Consider the following 17,770-nt stretch of genomic DNA (forward strand, 5'->3'; position numbering starts at 1 on the left):
TCCGTAGGCAGTCGGCGGGCGGGCCACGTGCTTTCATTGGGGCGCCCCGCCGGGGGAGCGAATACTATCGGCCGCGGGGTCGAGCAGGCGGATGTTCCAAACTGACGAACGGGGTAGTCTTCGACCGCCGGCTTGATCTTCCGCACGACATACTCAAACACGATGTCTGATATCCACATTGCCGAGACGCCAATTAGGAAGGCCGCGGCCAACGCACAGCGGAGGGGCGAAATGCCAGAAACACTCGTCTTTGAATAATAGAAAAGTCCCCCTCTCCCTCTCAAATCAAGCATTTAGCAGTGTTTAGCAAAAGACTGGGAGCCCATCACAGCAATCTGCGCGTTGCTAGTTGTTGGGATAGTCGTGTCGAAAATCGACGGCGGCAACTTGGACCTTCACCTCAGTATAATTTTCACTGCGAGGATAGGTCAGTACTCGTCAGCGCGCATGATCGTCATCACCCGAGATGTGACATTCCGGTCGGCCGGGTCCGGAGAATGGTAGCGGCGACTCAGATCGTAGTAATCGATCTTCCAAATAATCTTGATCTCGCGGATCATCATGACCGCGCAATCGTGCTCTCCATAGGGATCGTTCTCAGAAGTAAAACGATCGAATGACGTGATGGCCGAGATGATGTCCCTGATCGTCGAGGGATCGAGGGCTGCTATCCCGGAGGTGACGACGATGGTCCCACCGAGGCGCCGGATTCTCAGGTCGTCGTTCAAATGCCTAGTCCTGAGGGCCGTCTCGCCAAGGGCTAGGCTGATGTTGTTGGCTTCTCCGAAGAGCATCTTCGGTTTCAGGTCGGTCATGGTCTTCCCTTTCTTGGGCACGAGAGGTCCCGTCTGGCCGGCCAATTTACCGGTCAGGTCTCGTTCCTTTTTGTTCGAGTCAGTAACCTTTGTCGCGACCCAACGTCGGCGCCGTTGTTCAACCGATGAGTTCTTCAGCCGCAATCGTCCAAGACGTCACCCGATGGACGTCCCAGATGCACCCCGGTGAGGATCACAGTATAGGCATATATGCCTATTTTCAAGCCGGAAAACAGCCAGCAGACCAATTGCCAGGTCACAACCGAGGCTCGGCCGGTATGCAAAATCGGGGTATCCCACCTCGGAGGAACGACGTGATACACTCTTTTGGGGCGCTCTATATCCAGCGGCTATCGTGTCTTCGGCCTTCTGCCCGAAGAAAGCGGAGATGGCTCGCGAGCACCTTTCGGAGGTTCAATCAAGAGATCCGAGGCGGAGACGCCCAGGACCATGGCCAGTGCTTCCAACTTGTCAATGGTGACATTCTCCGAACCGCGTTCGACTCGACCAACGTATGACCGATCGATCTCCGCCGCCAGCGCCAGCCGTTCTTGCGACAAACCTTGCTCGACACGCAGCTTGCGGAGGTTCCAGCCAATGATCTTGCGCACGTTCATCGTGAGCAAGAAGCAGTACAAACGGCTTGACAATCGACGGACTGACAGTCCCTTATTTATCGCGAAGGTTGTTGAAGATTTGCGCAACCGTGACGAATCTTTCGGACGAACCACATGAAAATCGGAACACGAATTGGCGCTCTGGGATTCGTCGTCACTGGGCTGGCATTCGCCCCCGGCATTAGCCAAGCTTGGGCAGGCGAGAGCGACACACAGACAGCCGGTAACAGCGACCGGCTGTCATACGGGTCGAGGGCGGGAATGGAGGTCACGATCACTGGACGGTCTGGTATTAATTCCAACGACGCCGTCATTTCCCTGGAACATACGCGCGAGAACGCCAAGGAATTTTGCGTGCAATACAACCTCGACGACAGTGATCAATGCGTCGACAAAACGCTCGCTGAGGTCAAGGTTCAGCTCAACATCAAAGCCAACTGCGACACGGGCAAGTTCACCAACGTTTGGGGCGATCGGCTCACATTCAAAGGTCCTGCCGTGGACGGTGATCTCCCATACGACATCGACGCTGAGGACAGCGGCTGGGGAGAGCATCAGTCAGACTACGATTTGGCAATCGATAACTTCAAAACCCTCTGCCCTGCAAAGATTGGCGAGATTGGCCGCGCCTCTCCAGCTGCAAACGCAGGTATGGCAAAGTCCGGAACGGTGGTCCGGGATGAGAGTAGTGAACAATTCTCCGATGAGAATAAAGTAATATACGGAGAAATGACGGACGATGCAGAGTTTTGTCGCTTTCTCGATCACCGAACGCTCTCAAATCTATTTACAATATACGACCTGAATAAAAACGAGTACGATGAAACATCCAGGACCGTATCTGACAAGATTGACTCGTGGATGATTGAAATGGTCAAACATGCCAACGTAGACAATCCTATATACAGCTCTGGAAATATGCTGGCAAAATTGAGTCTGTCTTCAGGCAGGCGGCAGAAGATCGAACAGATATTTTCGAAATGCGCTCTTGAGTCTGAAAGTGCCACAAGAGACGCGTTGTCGACAATCTTCGCTTACAACGCTGGAGATATGTTCATCGAACTTAGCCTTGACTTCAACGGCGGGCCTCTAAAATTAGACGATCTGGTCGTCATGGCATCCCTGTCGGATGGGTTGATCGCCCTTGAAGCCATCCTCGACGGGATGGTTGACCAGTCCGCTGCCCAAGTCTCCAGACTTAGCGAAGTTGCCACTAAAAATTCCCAAGCACAATCTTCACTTGAGGCGCGATTGTCGGACCCAGCTGAGATCCTCAGTGACTTCTATGGCGCCTACAAGCTGGTATCGATTTGTTATGATAATAGAATTCAATATCAGAGGAAATATGTGGACGAATCCATGATGAGGGAGGCTCGAACCGCGATAAAAGTCATAGAGCAAAGAACTGTTTCATCATCTAACGCCATGTCCCCAAATCAGATATGGGACAACTCGACCGCTACTTATCCTCTATGGCGCTATGATCGTAAATACTTGAGTTCGGACGGAATAAATAATATCAAATCGTACTTAGATCGAATTTTGAGTGAGTCGGTGACGCGGGAATTTTCAAAAGAACTTGACGGCATGTGCAAGGATTCCGTCAAAATGCTTGCCGCGGAGGCAGGGAACATGCCTGGCACAAAGGAAATAAAAAAAGACTTTTAGTTTCCTCCTGAGCGGCTCGTCCTGGTTCCCTTTAGTTTGGTACGAAGGACTTTCTGCCCAGCGCCTTCGCCGGTCAATCCCGCCCTTCAGTTCTTTTTTAGAGTGGTTAGTCCGCGTCGAACCCGCGTCATTCGGTTAGTTGTCGGAGTCTGGGAATGTTTGGTGCGCCACCACCCCTGCTGACATGTTTTCCAAATCACGTAATCAACCGTCGAGACGCTGTCTCCCGCCAGTTTTGACAACCGCGAGCACAATTCCTGAACACCCTCACCCGAGTTTGCCGCGACCCTTTCCAGCCAGACATCTGGCTTCGCGATGTCGACACCCAGGTTCTTCGCCAGGTGATATTTCGTGATCCCGCCGATGTGAGGGAGGGTTTCGCAAAACTCGATCACTGCGTCCGGTCCATTTTGCCACGCCGACCGAAAACCGTCGAAGTATTCCGATCGGTTCGACACCACCTGGTTGATGGATTTCTTCTTTCCCGGGTGACCAAACGTGTCCCCAACCTCCCCCGTTTCGATAAGGGATAGTTTCATCCGGGTCCAGATGTCTTGGGCAACCGTCCACCTCATTCCACTATTGAGGATGACGTATGAGACCCTTAGGACGAAATCGGCAGCGTCGATCGGAGGTGATTTCGTCTCGACCTTTTTCATCGCGTCCACATCGAGTTCGACGACCCTTTTCCGAAATTCGAGATACTCCTGAAGGGTCATCTATGGGGTTCCGTTCGTGTTTGATGCGCACCGATCCTCCGTCAACCCCTCTCAGTGTAAAAGTGACATTTCACCCCGATGGATCGATCACCAAAATTTCTACTAGATTTTACTACCGACCAACCCTGCCCTTCGTGCGAGAAGGATCTCGTTCGGATCAATCTAGTACAGATAGGACGACCACCGGGATTTCTACTAGAATCTACTACCAACTACCCCTCCCCTTCGAATGAGAATAATCTCGTCAGGATCGATCTGGTAAGGAACTCTCGGGTCGCGGAGTGAACACCGCGCCCGCTGCAAAACCTTCATCGAGTCGGAGTCGAACAACCGGATCGTTCTCGCAGTCATACGGTAGGCAACTGTCCAATGATCGTGACGACCAGAGAGACCGATGATGGCGACCTGGTTGCCGCGAAGACCTTCGCGCAACGCGGCCCATAGATCATCGAACCGACGGACTTTCGAGGTCAACATGGCCATGCTGATCGGTGCCTCGAGCACCTCTTGAAGGTAGTCGCACGCGGCCTCGACAAGAGCGTAGACTGTGGGAATCTCGATCCCCAACCCAACCGTCTCATGCGCCGTCACTCTGTTTGTCGTCAGGTTTTCTGAAAGGACTTGGAAAAGGCCAATCGACTTCTCGCGTCCAAGCTCCGGGAACAGAAATCGGACGGCGTTCATCACGCAGTAGACGCCACACAGGCTATCCAGATCCCCTTGATTGAACGGCGCCAGGATCTTCTCGGCAACCGGGATCCTCAAAACCCGCGCGCGCGGGACCGGCCCACTAGCCACTTCGTTTTGGTCAGGCATCGTCGCTATCTCAAATCATGGAAACGATACGGCGTTGGGCATCTGTGTCGCCGTCGATGTAACTCTGGGTCATCGACAAAGATCGGTGACCGGCTAGGAGTTGAACGTCGCGGAGGCATCCCCCCGCGCGGTGCGCGGATCGTGCTGCCGTCGTGATGAAGGTCCGGCGTCCCGAATGAGACGAACACCCTTCGAAGTTCAGCTCGCTGTACAGTTCGACGAACCAATTGACGATGCTATTTGCCCGCATCGCGCCGCCGCGGCTTGAACTAATCACAGGTCCGTCGCCTCCCTCCTCCCCTCGCAACAGAAACAGGGCACTCTTGAGGCTGGGATGAAGTGGAATTCTGCGTCCGGATTGACGTTTCGCAATACGATCCTCGATCACGACCAGGTTCCCGACCCTCCCCTTCGGATCGAGGAGCATAGACCACTCCAATCCGGCGATTTCGCAGGCCCTCAAGCCGGCCTTACAGGATAAGAGTATGATCACCCGATCCCTCATCGGACGCGATGATTTGCGCGTATGCGCAAGCATTTTGCGCAACATTGAATCGGTAACGACCTTGGCTTGACGACCAGACATCGGGTTGCGCTCCAGAGGTGGGGACAACTCTAGATTATAGGCATATATTCCTATTTTCAAGCCGAAATAGCACCCGGAATGAGATTTTGGAGGCGTTAGCCCAAGTTTTCTTGATGAGACTGGTCGTCTGGTTTAACGAGATCGAGGTGGCTTACCCCAAGAGCCTGGGCCAAAACCAGCAATGTCTCCACCGTTGGATTTCGTTTTCCGCTTTCCAGGCCGCTGACGTACTGCTGACTCAAATTCGCGCGTTCTGCGACGGCCTCCTGAGTGAGACCGGCCGCTTTCCGAATTCTCGAAAGATTCCGCCCGACGAGTTTCCGTATGTCCATAGGGACTAGCAATTGCGGAAACGCTGGCTTGAGTTTATCAACTATAATATGTAAATGTCAGTTAGGCCCCGAAGCCGTCCGTGGACGGAAACAATTGTCGCGGGACCAGGATCATCAGCCGTTTAAGAACCTAAAAAGGCTACGGAGACGTTGGCCAAGGATCGAGATTCCGGGGGTTTGGAGATAATGAGCATTTTCACGAAAGCGAGGACGTACCTGAAGACTCTCGTAGCGTTGCCGACGGTCCTATTGATCGGATGTAACAGTGGTGGAGAGGTTCTCGGCTCCGAAGGAAATTGGGCCGTATCCATGACGAAATCGGACAGGGGATCTTATTGTCAGTTGGAGTCTGACGTATCCGGTCGGAAATTCGGAATACGCCTATTCGGCGATCGGTCCATTGTCTATTCGAGCAATCAGACATGGAACATCGTAGACAATCAGGCTGTCGGCCTAGCGTTCTTTCGCGAGGCGAATGGATTTATAATCCGAAAAGCCGGCCCGATAAGTGTGGACGCGACGGCACTAAATCATGAGATAGTGGCCGAGCTTACACCCGAGACGTTTGAGCTGATTGCCGAGCCGCTCCTGCTTGACGATCAAATCGATCGAGTGATCCTACAATTCCCCGGGTCAGAAGGTCGCTGGCAATTTTCGACCGATGAACCCAGGCGGCTGGGCGAAGTTATTGTCGGCTGCCTAGACCAGCTCAACGTCATCAATACCGGGCAAAAAGGCGCACAACCTCTCTAGGTCAGGCCGCGACCAGCTATGACGGAATAGCCCAGGAATTTAAGCGAACCGACGATCAGCTGCCTCACCGGCAAGAAGAGTATTAAGCTCAACGAATCCCCTTGCGCCTCCGTTGATTGCGCGACGCGGGAGGACTATGAAGGCCGCCTTGCTGAAACCAGAAAGTTCAGAGTTGAACGTAGTCGAATGGAGGCCGACCAAGCGCGCAAAGCCAAGCTGCTGGTTACGATAGATCTGGAAGATCGGGACAGAAAGCTGACTGAGCTCGAAGCCACGGCTGGCCGGAGATGAAAAGCTGGCCGAGGCTCAAAAACAGCAAGTAGGGTTCTTGAGCAGCAGCGCGCGCCGGGTGAAGCGCGTGCAGCAGAGTTCTTTCCCACCAGTCGTGTTGGTGGCCATGAGTTCTTTGCGGGGGGATGCTTTCGAGTTTGAGATTGCGCGCTCCAGCGCCGCACGAATCGGGGAAGCTGCCCGCGATCGAGGAGGGGCTAACAGCATCTGATCAGCGAGATGACCGGGCCACTGGCGACTTAGCCCCGCCGCGGAAGCGAACGTAGGAGCTACTCAAACAACCGGGCGAGGCGCTGCTCGGTCCTCCTATCCTCCTTCTCCAATGCGCGTCTGGCGGCCTCCTCAGCCCGTTCCAGAAGCGCCAAACCCTTGCCGCCACCGAAAGCTAAGTCAGGGATCGTTCGCGTTCCCATGACCCCAACCATCCGGACGGCATTGCCGGGGCGGATCTCGCGCTTTTTCTGCCTGAACCGTCCGGTAGCTGCCGTGAAGATCTCCCCGCTCTCCCCATCAACATCCTCTGTCTTCATCGGGTACACGTTGTGCTCGGAGCAGGGGGCCTTGAGAGCGTACCATACCCGCCCGAGGATCTCGTCGGCCGTGAACGTCGCAACGTGCCCTGCCGGCACGCCTGGAAGGAGGGAGGGGCATCGCTTGGTGACCCTGTCCACGCGTTTTTTAACGGCTTCGCGTTTGCCCCCCCAGACGATGGCGTGAACGTGCCAGGAGACCACTATCTCCCGGGCGATGCCAGCCTTAGCAAGGTTGGGGTAGATTGCAGCCTCTACACAGGCGAGGAAGTGACACTTCCCGAGGTGACGCCTGGCCCACTTGATGATGCGCGCGACATCCATGGCCGAGGCTTGCGAGATGGGGACAGCGAACCTTGCTGGTGCCAGGGTGACGAAATGATACGCAGCTTTCTTGCCCTTGTTGTTGATTATGCGCTTCAAGGTCCTGTACACGGATTTAGCGAAGGCGATCCGTGACCTTTTGTTGATGGCGTATAGGCATTTGGCCTCCCTTTCGAGCAGCGCATGGCGTAGGTTGATGTTCAGAAGCTCCTCGCCTAGCGGGGTCAGAAGTTTCTTGGCGATAGCTTCATCGATTTTATCATGTGTTTTGATAAAAACGCTCTGAGTTAGTATCGGTTCTCTTCTCATTGCGGGTGCCTTACAAGAAAATAATAGCTATATTAATATATATGGTCATATAGCTATTATTATTGTTACATGTATTACATACATTGTGTAATTAGTGTATTACAATAACTCACATAGTTTTGACGTTGTATATTATTAGCTCTATAGCGCCGCCCTTTAACTTTTTCAACTTGGCAGACAATCTGAATTTTGTCCCTGCGCTCATTGCGGCGATTCTCTTCGTCATCTTCTGGTTATTGATCGCAAACCGGCAGTCGGGGGCCTTTGCTGATTTCGACGCTCCCTTTTTCCCTTTTTTCAACGTCGCGCCTACCTCGGCTAGGCGCTTCAAACCTCCCTCTTTGATCATTGATGCAACTTCGCGCACGGGGGTCTTTCGGGCAAAAAATGGTTCCAAGAGCCGGTACAGGCGGCTGGCCCGTCTTGTCGCTCGTTTGCCATCAAATCCGACAGCGATCCTGGCAGAGGCGCGCAGTGCGTCTTCTGGGTGGCGTACGCGCGGTGCAAGGCGCTTCCGCTCTCGCCACTCCCGGTGCCGACAAAACTCGGCCCATGACGATTTGTCTTCAACGAGGAATCGGGCCGCGGCGTAAGTGGCGACCGTCGATCCCCGGACGTAGTCATGAAATGCATGCTTGAGTGCGTTGAACTCTGACCGAAACTCGATCAACACGTTTGCGACGCCGTCCTGTTTTCGCAGGCGTTTGCCGAGCTTTTGGATGTCGTCATCGCGAGCATTTTTGGAGGTCCGCAAGATGGACCTTCCGCCATTCTCTTCTGCGTTGATCGGCGCGAGTCGGATTTCCTTCTGACGTGATTTCACGGCAGTTTCCTTTCGTTAAGTTGGTGATTTTTGACAAAGTTGGAGATCGCCGAACGAGCGAGTGTCGTTCGACCCAATCATTTACGATGACCGGAATTGCTGTCGGACTGAGCTATCGTTGAGGCGAATTGCGCGTTGCGGTGCGCGCACGCGCGTGTGCGTCTCGATGACCGACAAACTTAATGCGATGCTGATTAATTTGCGTCCGAAGAGTCTGACGTCGATAAACGCACTGCTGCGTTTTCGAATGCGATCACATCGCTTATGCGATATCGCACCGATGAGCTGATTTTCAGAAATGGGATTCCGTTTCCGGCGACGCGTTTGTTCTGTAGTGTCCTCGTTGAAACTCCCCAGCGAATAGCCAGTGTTTTTTCGTCGATCAGACGATCGCACAGTGCATTTTCAACTGCCTCGAATTGAGTTTTTTTGGATTGAGTTTCCTGCACAACGTGTACTCCTTTGTTCGGGTGCACACGTCCTTTACCGTGGCGAAAATCGTAGACGTCACGCGCGGAAATTTGCGCGCGCACAATGCACATGACGCGAGTCATCGCGGAATTGCGCGTTTCAAATTTTCCATGCCATTTTTCGTTGTTTGCTAAATTCCGCGCGGATTCACGTTCGTGCGATTCATTTCGATCAAGGCGAAAGCCGCGGTCTTTACGGCGGCGGAAATCGCCGACGTTGCGCGGGCAAATTGCGCAGACGCACATGTCGCGCAAACCGCGTCAGCGCTTAATTTCAATTCGCATTTTTTCAAAAATTTCTTTTGCCACCGCTTCTGCAGCAGATGCTAGCGCCGCGTCCGGTCGATGGATGTATCGAGAAGTTACTCCGCGACCTTTGTGACCGAGTAATCCAGCAATTGTGGAATCCGAATACCCCAATCCTGAAGCGACCGATGCGAATGTGTGACGGAGCACATGACATGTCACGCCTACCAGCCCTGCGGATGCGAAGAGGCGCGGGGCTTCTTTGTTCAGTCCTTGGTAGTTTGAAATCCCCTTGGCGCCAGGGAACACGAAGAGGGACGACTCAACGACGGTTTGCTTGCTAATTAAGTCCGACGCCGGACTCCCGATGGCCCGCAAACTGTATCCCGATTTCGTGTCGGAGAGTCGGAGGCAATGCTGGTTGGGGTCAAACTCGGACCAAACGAGTTTGGTGATCTCGCTTGATCGGCAGCCAGTCAGGCAGAGTAGCTCGATAATTACCAGGGCATAGGGATGAAAGGCTTTGTCGGCTTGGTCTTTGCCTTTTCGGAGTTGCGCTCCCAGCGCAGTTAGTTCGTCGTCGTTGAGGAAGCGCTGTTTTGCCTCGCTGCGGAACCGTCGGACGCCATGGACTGGGTTCTTGTCAATGATGGCTTCATCAACGGCCCAGGTCATCATTCCGGACAAAAGGTCGGCCACCCGAGCTGCGGTGGCGGCCCCGCCTGTAACCCTTGCTCGACCTCTTGCCTTTGTTCTGACGTCAATTGCCGACTTGCCAAGGGCTACGTCTTGGATCAGGCGCTTAACGACCTTGGCGTCGACCTCCGTGACTGGCGTAGTGCCGATCAGCGGCTTGATGTGTCGCTCGATGCGGCCGATATCAATTTGCAGGGTAGAGGCTTTCTTGGGCCTATTGAACCTTGTCAGAATGGCACCCGCGTTTGCCACTTCCATATATCGGTCGCAAAGGTCCGAAACCGAAAGTACAGGCGTTGCCTCTTTGGCATCGCGTTTGGCTTGGCCAGGATCGACTCCGGATGCGATCTGACCAAAAAGCCTTTTGGCCTCCAGGCGCGCCTGGTCGACGGTCCACGGAGATCCAAACCGTCCGATCGTATACCACCGCTGGCGGCCCTCGATCGCGTATTTGATCACGAACACCGCATCGCGCCGCTGTTTACGAACACCGAAACCGACAACGCTTCCCTTTCCCGAGTCCCAAAGGACGGAGTTCCCAGGGAGTGTGTCCACATCAGTCTTTGTGATGGCCATGATCGCTCCTAGCTACAGACTAGCAACTAGTATCGCGGGAAACAGCGGGAACCACAAGGTAGTGTGCCATGAAATAAGTCAATGAAAACAGTGCTGATGGGGAGACAAGGGGAGTGCAGAGTAAGCAGTCCTCTTCGTTTACACCGAAGATGTCGGCGGTTCGAGCCCGTCATCGCCCACCATTCAGGCGCCTTTCATTCAAACGCCTCAGCCCCTCGCCAGCAGCGCCTCGACCTCGTGCAAGTCCGGCATGGACGGCGCGGTGCCTGGCCTCGTCACCGAAATGCCCGCAACGGCGCAAGCAAAGCGCACGGCTTGCAGGGGCTCCATCCCACGCGACAGCGCGGCGGCCAGGCCGCCATTGAAGGCATCGCCGGCTCCCGTGGTCTCGACCACCGGGCCGGCGCTGACGGCGGCGACATGTTCGGACCGATCCCTCGTGTGCAGCAATGCGCCTTTCTCTCCCAACGTGACGATGACGGCGCCGGCGCCCTTTTCGAGCAGCTTGCCGGCGGCTGCGCGGGCGTCATCGACCGAGGCGACCTTCATGCCGGTCAACTCCTCCGTCTCGGTCTCGTTGGGCGTGAGGTAGTCGCAGAGCGAATAGATGCGGTCGGGGAGCCTGGCCGCCGGAGCCGGGTTGAGGATGGTCGTCACCCCTGCCCCGCGCGCGATCTCCAACGCCCGCAGCGCCGCCTCGATGGGCTGTTCGAGTTGCGTCACGAAGACGCCGGCACCACGAATCAGGGCGGCATTGGCCTCGATGTCGTCGGGCGAGATCAGCATCGCCGCGCCGGGGCTGACGATGATGGCGTTGTTGCCGGTGCCCTCCTCGACGAAAATATAGGCAGCGCCCGTATAGCTGTCGGGCGTGTCGATCACGGCATTCTTCACGCCGGCGTCCTTCCAGGTGCGCTTGGCCATGTCGGCGAAGGCATCGACGCCGAGGCGCGTGAGGAAGGTTGCATCGGCGCCGAGCTTACCGGCCGCAACCGCCTGGTTCGAACCCTTGCCGCCGGGACCGAGGGTGAAGGACGTTCCGAGGATCGTCTCGCCCATGCGCGGCTGCCGCGCGGCGCGATAGGCCGTGTCGGCGACAAAGACTCCGAGGATGACGATCGGCTTGCCGGCCAGCATGCCGCTACTCCGCATCCGGCGGGACCACGCCCTTGCGGAAGGCAAAACAGCCGTAGAAACGGCGCTCGCCGGTCTGGATGACGCAGTAAGCCTGCTTGGCGCGCTCGTAGAAAGCGTAGCGCTCGACCGGCAGCATCGGCCATGGCTTGCCCTCGGCGGCGTCGATCTCCTTTTGCACTTCCTGCTGGACGGGCGGGATCTCGTCCGGCTTGCCGACGATCTCCATGCGCGCGGCCGAATCGTCGACGAACGTATCCAGCGGGTAGAGCGACAGCACCGCCTTCACGACTTGCGCCGCCGGCGCGTCGATGCGCAGCAGCCGCCCGAGCGCCGTCTGGCGCGCCACCGAATCGGAGGGGAAGTTGGTGTCGGCGACAATCAGGTCGTCGCCGTGTCCCATCGCCCGCAATGCCTGGAGCACGTCGGCATTGAGGAGCGGATTGATCCCTTTGAGCATGATATTCCTCGTGAAATGAGTTTGAGATCAGAGACGCTTGCCGGTCTCGGCATCGAACAGATGGATGTGGTCGAGCCGCGGCCTGAGCTTGAGCGTATCGCCGGGCTTGAAGTCGTGGCGTTCGCGGAACAGCGCCACCATCTCGCCGTCCCCGAAACGCAGGAAGACCAGGGTTTCCGAGCCAGTCGGCTCGACCACCGAAATCTTGGCAGGCACGCCATCGGCATGAATCTCGAGATGCTCCGGCCGCACGCCATAGACGACGGCGCGCCCTTCCTCCGCAGCGCTGCCGGGCGCGACCGGGAACAGAGCGCCGGCGATGTCGACACCGCCCTTGCGCGCGACGCCCTTGAGCAGGTTCATCGACGGAGAGCCAATGAAGCCGGCGACAAACAAGTTGGCAGGCCGGTCGAACAGTTCCAGCGGTGCGCCGACCTGTTCAATGCGGCCGTCGCGCATCACCACGATCTTGTCGGCCATGGTCATGGCTTCGATCTGGTCATGCGTGACATAGATGGTGGTGGTCTTCAGCCGCTGGTGCAGTTCCTTGATCTCGGTGCGCATCTGCACGCGCAGCTTGGCGTCGAGATTTGAGAGCGGCTCGTCAAACAGGAACACCTGCGGGTTGCGCACGATGGCGCGGCCCATGGCGACGCGCTGGCGCTGGCCGCCGGAAAGCTGCCGGGGATAGCGTTTCAGATAAGGGTTGAGGTCGAGGATGTCGGCGGCGCGCTTGACCCGCTCGGCAACCACGGCCGGATCGGTTTTGCGCAGCTTGAGCGCAAAGGCCATGTTCTGCTCGACTGTCTTGTGCGGATAGAGCGCATAGTTCTGGAACACCATGGCGATGTCGCGCTTGGCCGGCGGCAAGTGGTTGACCACACGGTCGCCGATGGCGATCGTGCCGCCGGAGACGGTCTCCAGCCCCGCCACCATTCTCAGCAGCGTGGACTTGCCGCAACCCGAAGGACCGACCAGCACCACGAATTGGCCGTCAGATATATCGACGCTGACTTCGTGCAGAACCTTGACGGTTCCAAACGCCTTGGCCACTTTGCTGATCGCGACTTGAGCCATATCTCCCCCATCGGCTCCATTGCCGTATGCGCAGAAGCTAACCAACGCGACCTGCCAGGGCAAGCCGGTCTCTTCCCGACAAAACCCGGTCTCGTGTCGGTAGCTAATCAAGTTGTCCGGTTTGGTAGCACATGATCTGTCCGCTTCTGTTTTGGCGTCGAAGCGGTTCACGCGGCTTGCCTGATGGGGCAAGTGTCTTCGATTGCGGCGCCGTCAGAGCTGTAGCGAGCGATGCGGCGCGGCCCGTGAAAGATCGCCAGGGTTCCATCCGGGTAGTGCCTGACCTTGACGGTGGCTTTGACGAAGTGATGCCGGATCGGGCTCTGCGGCAGCTGCAATCGCAGCCGCGCGAAGGCGACCATGTTGTCGCGGGCAACGACGCGCTCCTCCTCGATGCACAGGATCTGGGCCAGTTGTTGCGGGTCTGCGGCGACAAAGGCGCTGTCCTCGACCGCGGCCGGCCTGGCGAAGCGGGCATTGTGAGCTGGTAGGTAGGTCTGTGCGATGAACCGGTTGGCGGCCTCGATGTCGGCAATTCCGGCCAGCGCCAGCTCCCTCGGCAGCCGATCCTGCAAGGTGGAGAACATCCGCTCCGAGCGGCCTCGCGCTTCAGGGGAATAGGCTGGAATATGTTCGATACCCAGCCGCTCGAGTGCCCGGCCGACCTGGGTCAGCCGGCTTTTGTCGACCGCCTCGCCGGCCTTCAGCGTCACGAAATAGTGGCTGCCGCGATCGCTGTAGAGGCTCGATGGCAATCCCTTGGCGACGAATGTCTCCAGAAGGCCCTGAAAGCTCGACGCCGTGCCTTCCTCCTCGATCAGGAAGGCCGAATAGATCGTGCTCGTCGCATCGTCCATCGTCACGATCAGGTCCAGCATCGGCTCACCCACCAGCCATCGATGACGGCTGCCATCCTGATGCAGCATCATCCCCTCGCAAGGCTTCCTCTCCCGCTTGCGCCGGTGAGCACCGCGCCGCTTGGCCCGTTCCACAAGGCCCGCCGCGTGGAGCTGCGTCTTGATGAAGGTGTAGCCCCAGCTGAAATGGTGATCGCGCAGCAGGTGCTCGTGGAAATGCTTCACATTCCAGCCGAGGTAGCGATGACGGTAAAGCTCCAGCATCTCCTCAATCGCTTCCGCCGGCACCCGACGCGTCGAAAGCTTGCCCAAGCGCCGATCCAGCAACCCAGCGTCCCCAGCCTCTTCGTACCGGTCGCGGTAGCGTCGGAATTGCCGCTCCGACATGCCAAGCAACTCGCCTGCCTCCATCATCGAAAGATCGCCGCCATTCCAGCGGCTCAATACGTCCCGAAACTTTTGCATTCTCCGGTCCTGTAGCCATGCCGTCCGCTTCATCCCCAGCCTCCATCCGCTGGCGATAAAACCGGACAACTCACGTGCTACCTAATCCGGACAACTCATCTGCTTACGACAGACAAAACCCGGTCTCGTTGACACGGCGTTTGGTTGCGAGAATAGTGACGGGCGCTGGTCCGAATACCGGTTGCCCGAACCAAAAAAACGGAACTTCAATCGAGCAGGTGGGGTCCTGCATCGTTCGTTTCCGAACCGGGAGAATCGTTTGGCGCTCCAGCGCCTGAGAAATTTGGCCGCATTCACAACAGATATTCTGGGAGGAACATCGATGAAAACAGGTCTCTACGAAACGCTGGTCCGCGCGGGGGCAACCCGACGCGACATATTGAAGGGCGCGGCCTCGATGGCCGCGATCGCTGCCGCATCCGGCGCCGGGCTCGGCGCCCTCACGCGCCCGGCCTCCGCCGCCAGTGAGCTGCGCTCGAAAATCCTGCAGATCCCCGGCGTGGGCAAGGGTCAGCCGACCGACGCCGACTTCCAGAAGGTCGGCGAGCTCTGTCTCGAGGCGACCAAGGCCAATGTCAAGGAAGGCGAATTCGCCGGCGTCGAGCTTACCTTCATGGGTCTCAACAACCAGAACCTGCACAATGTGCTGTTCCGCGGCTTCCTGAAGCCCTGGGAAACCTATACCGGCGCCAAGATCAACTGGATCGATCTGGCGCAGGCCGACTACAATGCCCGTCTGCAGCAGTCGATCGCCACCGGCACGGTCGACTTCGACATCATCGAGATGGGCGCGCCGTTCGAGGGCGACGTCTGCGGCAAGGGCCTCACGTCCGAGATGCCCGACTGGGTCAAGACCCAGATCGATTTCGACGACCTCGTCAACTATCTGAAGCCGCCTGTCGGCACCTGGAACGGCAAGCAGTACCGCGTGACCGTCGACGGCGACGCGCATAATTTCAATTACCGCACCGATGTGTTTTCCGATGCCGACCTCGCCAAGGCTTGGAAGGACGGCGGCGGCGGTGAATGGGGCGTGCCGAAGACCTGGCAGCAGGTCCAGGCTGTCACCAAGTTCCTCAAGGGCAAGCAGGTCAAGGGTCAGGACGTCTACGGCTATCTCGACGCGCCGAAACCCTGGGGCGGATTCGGCTTCTATTTCCTTGGCAGCCGCGCCACCGCCTACGCCAAGCACCCCGACGACAAGGCCTGGCTGTTCGACGCCGACACGATGAAGCCGCGCATCAACAATCCGGCCTGGGTGCGCGCTATACAGGACGTGATCGACGCGCTGCCTTCGGAGCCTGCCGACCAGATCAACGCCGATCCAAACACCACCGCCTTCCAGCAGTTCCTGGCCGGCACCGGCTCGATGGTCACCTGGTGGGGCGATGTCGGCTCGAACGTCAAGACCAACGACTCCTCCGTCGTAGGCGACGTCACCGGCTTCTCGATCCTGCCCGGCTCCGACGATGTCTACAACTCCAAGACCGGGCAGTGGGACAAACTCGCCAGCGGACCGAACTATGCGCCGAACTGCGCCTATCTCGGCTGGGGCGTATACGTCATGGCCCGCGTCGATAGCGACGAGAAGAAGAAGAAGGCGGCATGGTCCGCCGCCGCCCATCTCGGCGGCAAGGACCTGTCGATCTGGACGGCGATGTACCCGTCAGGCTTCCAGCCCTACCGCAACTCGCATTTCGACATTCCGGAATGGGTGGCGGCGGGCTATGACGAAGCCTTCATCACCTCCTATCTCAAGTCGGAATCGGACAGCTACAACCACCCGAACGCGGCGATCGAGCCACGCATTCCCGGCATCTTCCAATACTATTCAGCCGCCGAGGACATTCTGGCTAACACCTTCGCCGGCAAGATGAAGGCCCAGGAGGGCGCAGATGCCATTGCCGCGGCCTGGGAGAAGCTGACCGACCAGATCGGCCGCGACAACCAGATCAAGCTCTACAAGGCCTCGCTCGGCCTGTAGGCAGGCGTTATGATGGATCACGGCCCGGCGGAACGTCGTCGCCGGGCCGTATCTTGGCCGGCTTCGGCCGGTCATTTGCGCAAAAGAGGCAAGAGGCGTGGCTGACCAGACTTCGACCACGAATGCGTGGCCGGCAAATTCCGTACCGACCGATCTGATCCCGCCCGGCCGCAAACGGCTTGGTTGGGCCCTGATGGCCGTCGCGACGCTCGGCCTTCTGGCAACGATCCTGGTGCAAATCCTCTACAAGAGCGAGGTCGACACGATCGGCTTCGAGACATGGCGGCCCGTGGTCTACGCCTATGTGCTGTGGGGCGTGGCACTCGGCGTCGGCCAGGTGCTGACGCGCGGCGAAGACGGCCAGCGGGCGCTGTTCCTGCTGCCGGCGCTGCTGTTCACCATCGCCATGGTGATCTTCCCGACCCTGTTCGGCTTCTACATCGCGCTGACCGACTGGAACCTGAGTTCGTTCTCGGGCCGCAAGTTCAACGGGCTCGACAATTTCTGGCAGATGCTCGGCGATCCCTATTACCGCAACGCGCTGTTCAACATGGTGCTCTATGTGCTGGCGGTGCTGGTCGAATATGTCATCGCCTTCGGCTTGGCGCTGCTGCTCAATGCGCAGATCCGGGCGCGCAAATTCTTTCGCGTCGTCTTCCTGATGCCGCTGATGCTGTCGCCGGTCGCGGTCTCGTGGATGATTGGCAAATCGCTGATGGAGTACCGGTTCGGGCCGGCGGCGACGCTGGCGCGGCATCTCGGCTGGGACAACCCCGCTTTCTTCTCCAACCCGATCACCGCCCGTATCTCGATCATGATGCTCGACGCCTGGACCTTCATCCCCTTCATGATGATCATGCTGCTTGCCGGCTTGCAGGCGATGTCGCGCGAGGTGCTGGAGGCCGCGCGCGTCGACGGCGCCACGGCCTGGCAAACCTTCTGGCAGGTCACCTTCCCGCTGATGCTGCCGGTGTCGGTGACCGCCGTCGTGTTGCGCATCATCTTCAAGCTGAAACTGGCAGACATCATCATCACGGTCACCTCGGGTGGTCCCGGCGGCGCCACCGATTCCGTGTCGAGCTTTATTTATCGCGAGTACCGGGACCGTTCCAATGTCGGCTACGGCACGATGCTGGCGATGGCCTATCTCGTCATCATCGTGGTGTTCGTGACCTGGCTGCTGAAGGTCGCCAACCGCTTCGTGCGCAATGTGAACTAGTGC

At 57.6% G+C, this 17,770-nt stretch carries 18 protein-coding genes; 4 read left to right on the forward strand and 14 right to left on the reverse strand.

The genetic code is table 11. From position 1 onward, the window contains the following. Positions 1–428: 428 nt before the first annotated feature. On the reverse strand, positions 429–815 hold the full coding sequence (locus LB545_RS23440) for a DUF3768 domain-containing protein (RefSeq protein WP_224705915.1): 387 nt from the start codon (positions 813–815) through the stop codon (positions 429–431). Between the two features lie 350 nt (positions 816–1,165). Next, positions 1,166–1,432, reverse strand: a complete 267-nt coding sequence (locus LB545_RS23445) for a helix-turn-helix domain-containing protein (protein WP_224705952.1) — start codon at positions 1,430–1,432, stop codon at positions 1,166–1,168. A gap of 114 nt (positions 1,433–1,546) precedes the next feature. Between LB545_RS23445 and LB545_RS23450 the strand changes: the two genes are divergently transcribed. After that, positions 1,547–3,100, forward strand: coding sequence for a hypothetical protein (locus LB545_RS23450; protein ID WP_224705916.1), 1,554 nt, complete (start codon positions 1,547–1,549; stop codon positions 3,098–3,100). Between the two features lie 86 nt (positions 3,101–3,186). Here the strand turns inward: LB545_RS23450 and LB545_RS23455 are convergent, their stop codons facing one another. The 4 genes from LB545_RS23455 to LB545_RS23470 all read right to left on the reverse strand — a co-directional run bounded on the left by LB545_RS23455 (position 3,187) and on the right by LB545_RS23470 (position 5,553). Beyond that, positions 3,187–3,819 carry a hypothetical protein gene (locus LB545_RS23455; RefSeq protein WP_224705917.1) on the reverse strand — a complete coding sequence of 211 codons (633 nt, stop codon included), beginning with the start codon at positions 3,817–3,819 and terminating at the stop codon, positions 3,187–3,189. 195 nt (positions 3,820–4,014) lie between these two features. Next, positions 4,015–4,635, reverse strand: a complete 621-nt coding sequence (locus tag LB545_RS23460) for a hypothetical protein (protein WP_224705918.1) — start codon at positions 4,633–4,635, stop codon at positions 4,015–4,017. 10 nt (positions 4,636–4,645) lie between these two features. Further along, on the reverse strand, positions 4,646–5,221 hold the full coding sequence (locus tag LB545_RS23465) for a tyrosine-type recombinase/integrase (RefSeq protein ID WP_224705919.1): 576 nt from the start codon (positions 5,219–5,221) through the stop codon (positions 4,646–4,648). A 95-nt stretch (positions 5,222–5,316) separates the two neighbouring features. After that, positions 5,317–5,553: a helix-turn-helix domain-containing protein gene (locus tag LB545_RS23470; RefSeq protein WP_224705920.1), complete on the reverse strand. Its 237-nt coding sequence runs from the start codon at positions 5,551–5,553 to the stop codon at positions 5,317–5,319. Between the two features lie 309 nt (positions 5,554–5,862). Between LB545_RS23470 and LB545_RS23475 the strand changes: the two genes are divergently transcribed. Next, positions 5,863–6,306 carry a hypothetical protein gene (locus LB545_RS23475; protein ID WP_224705921.1) on the forward strand — a complete coding sequence of 148 codons (444 nt, stop codon included), beginning with the start codon at positions 5,863–5,865 and terminating at the stop codon, positions 6,304–6,306. Between the two features lie 560 nt (positions 6,307–6,866). Here LB545_RS23475 and LB545_RS23480 read toward each other — a convergent pair. The 8 genes from LB545_RS23480 to LB545_RS23515 all read right to left on the reverse strand — a co-directional run bounded on the left by LB545_RS23480 (position 6,867) and on the right by LB545_RS23515 (position 14,564). Continuing rightward, positions 6,867–7,760, reverse strand: coding sequence for a hypothetical protein (locus LB545_RS23480; RefSeq protein ID WP_224705922.1), 894 nt, complete (start codon positions 7,758–7,760; stop codon positions 6,867–6,869). A 109-nt stretch (positions 7,761–7,869) separates the two neighbouring features. Beyond that, positions 7,870–8,583 carry a hypothetical protein gene (locus LB545_RS23485; RefSeq protein ID WP_224705923.1) on the reverse strand — a complete coding sequence of 238 codons (714 nt, stop codon included), beginning with the start codon at positions 8,581–8,583 and terminating at the stop codon, positions 7,870–7,872. A gap of 194 nt (positions 8,584–8,777) precedes the next feature. After that, entirely contained in the window at positions 8,778–9,299 is a 522-nt protein-coding gene (locus LB545_RS23490; protein WP_224705924.1) for a hypothetical protein, read from the reverse strand. A 15-nt stretch (positions 9,300–9,314) separates the two neighbouring features. After that, complete coding sequence (locus tag LB545_RS23495; protein ID WP_224705925.1) at positions 9,315–10,571, reverse strand: tyrosine-type recombinase/integrase; 1,257 nt, start codon at positions 10,569–10,571, stop codon at positions 9,315–9,317. Positions 10,572–10,778: 207 nt separating this feature from the next. Beyond that, positions 10,779–11,708, reverse strand: coding sequence for a ribokinase (gene rbsK / locus LB545_RS23500; protein ID WP_140493918.1), 930 nt, complete (start codon positions 11,706–11,708; stop codon positions 10,779–10,781). A gap of 4 nt (positions 11,709–11,712) precedes the next feature. After that, positions 11,713–12,165, reverse strand: coding sequence for an RbsD/FucU family protein (locus LB545_RS23505; protein WP_140493920.1), 453 nt, complete (start codon positions 12,163–12,165; stop codon positions 11,713–11,715). Positions 12,166–12,192: 27 nt separating this feature from the next. Further along, the gene (locus LB545_RS23510) at positions 12,193–13,242 is read right to left on the reverse strand and encodes an ABC transporter ATP-binding protein (RefSeq protein WP_140515762.1); all 1,050 of its coding nucleotides are present in this window, start codon (positions 13,240–13,242) and stop codon (positions 12,193–12,195) included. Positions 13,243–13,409: 167 nt separating this feature from the next. Continuing rightward, the gene (locus tag LB545_RS23515; RefSeq protein WP_224705926.1) at positions 13,410–14,564 is read right to left on the reverse strand and encodes an ISNCY family transposase; all 1,155 of its coding nucleotides are present in this window, start codon (positions 14,562–14,564) and stop codon (positions 13,410–13,412) included. A gap of 322 nt (positions 14,565–14,886) precedes the next feature. On the opposite strand from LB545_RS23515, the gene LB545_RS23520 reads away from it, so the two are divergent. Continuing rightward, on the forward strand, positions 14,887–16,548 hold the full coding sequence (locus tag LB545_RS23520) for an ABC transporter substrate-binding protein (protein WP_140670011.1): 1,662 nt from the start codon (positions 14,887–14,889) through the stop codon (positions 16,546–16,548). A gap of 97 nt (positions 16,549–16,645) precedes the next feature. Next, a complete protein-coding gene (locus LB545_RS23525) occupies positions 16,646–17,767 on the forward strand; it encodes a carbohydrate ABC transporter permease (RefSeq protein ID WP_140521848.1) in 1,122 nt (373 codons plus the stop codon). Positions 17,768–17,770 lie beyond the last annotated feature (3 nt).

The sequence above is a fragment of the Mesorhizobium sp. BR1-1-6 genome (assembly GCF_020165355.1).
GTDB lineage: Bacteria > Pseudomonadota > Alphaproteobacteria > Rhizobiales > Rhizobiaceae > Mesorhizobium.

What these genes read in the sequence shown, in the direction of transcription:
- LB545_RS23440 (WP_224705915.1), bottom strand. Translation starts at nt 815, where the DNA reads ATGACCGACCTGAAACCGAAGATGCTCTTCGGAGAAGCCAACAACATC.
- LB545_RS23445 (WP_224705952.1), bottom strand. Translation starts at nt 1,432, where the DNA reads ATGAACGTGCGCAAGATCATTGGCTGGAACCTCCGCAAGCTGCGTGTC.
- LB545_RS23450 (WP_224705916.1), top strand. Translation starts at nt 1,547, where the DNA reads ATGAAAATCGGAACACGAATTGGCGCTCTGGGATTCGTCGTCACTGGG.
- LB545_RS23455 (WP_224705917.1), bottom strand. Translation starts at nt 3,819, where the DNA reads ATGACCCTTCAGGAGTATCTCGAATTTCGGAAAAGGGTCGTCGAACTC.
- LB545_RS23460 (WP_224705918.1), bottom strand. Translation starts at nt 4,635, where the DNA reads ATGCCTGACCAAAACGAAGTGGCTAGTGGGCCGGTCCCGCGCGCGCGG.
- LB545_RS23465 (WP_224705919.1), bottom strand. Translation starts at nt 5,221, where the DNA reads ATGTCTGGTCGTCAAGCCAAGGTCGTTACCGATTCAATGTTGCGCAAA.
- LB545_RS23470 (WP_224705920.1), bottom strand. Translation starts at nt 5,553, where the DNA reads ATGGACATACGGAAACTCGTCGGGCGGAATCTTTCGAGAATTCGGAAA.
- LB545_RS23475 (WP_224705921.1), top strand. Translation starts at nt 5,863, where the DNA reads ATGACGAAATCGGACAGGGGATCTTATTGTCAGTTGGAGTCTGACGTA.
- LB545_RS23480 (WP_224705922.1), bottom strand. Translation starts at nt 7,760, where the DNA reads ATGAGAAGAGAACCGATACTAACTCAGAGCGTTTTTATCAAAACACAT.
- LB545_RS23490 (WP_224705924.1), bottom strand. Translation starts at nt 9,299, where the DNA reads ATGTGCGTCTGCGCAATTTGCCCGCGCAACGTCGGCGATTTCCGCCGC.
- LB545_RS23495 (WP_224705925.1), bottom strand. Translation starts at nt 10,571, where the DNA reads ATGGCCATCACAAAGACTGATGTGGACACACTCCCTGGGAACTCCGTC.
- rbsK (WP_140493918.1), bottom strand. Translation starts at nt 11,708, where the DNA reads ATGCTGGCCGGCAAGCCGATCGTCATCCTCGGAGTCTTTGTCGCCGAC.
- LB545_RS23505 (WP_140493920.1), bottom strand. Translation starts at nt 12,165, where the DNA reads ATGCTCAAAGGGATCAATCCGCTCCTCAATGCCGACGTGCTCCAGGCA.
- LB545_RS23510 (WP_140515762.1), bottom strand. Translation starts at nt 13,242, where the DNA reads ATGGCTCAAGTCGCGATCAGCAAAGTGGCCAAGGCGTTTGGAACCGTC.
- LB545_RS23515 (WP_224705926.1), bottom strand. Translation starts at nt 14,564, where the DNA reads ATGCAAAAGTTTCGGGACGTATTGAGCCGCTGGAATGGCGGCGATCTT.
- LB545_RS23520 (WP_140670011.1), top strand. Translation starts at nt 14,887, where the DNA reads ATGAAAACAGGTCTCTACGAAACGCTGGTCCGCGCGGGGGCAACCCGA.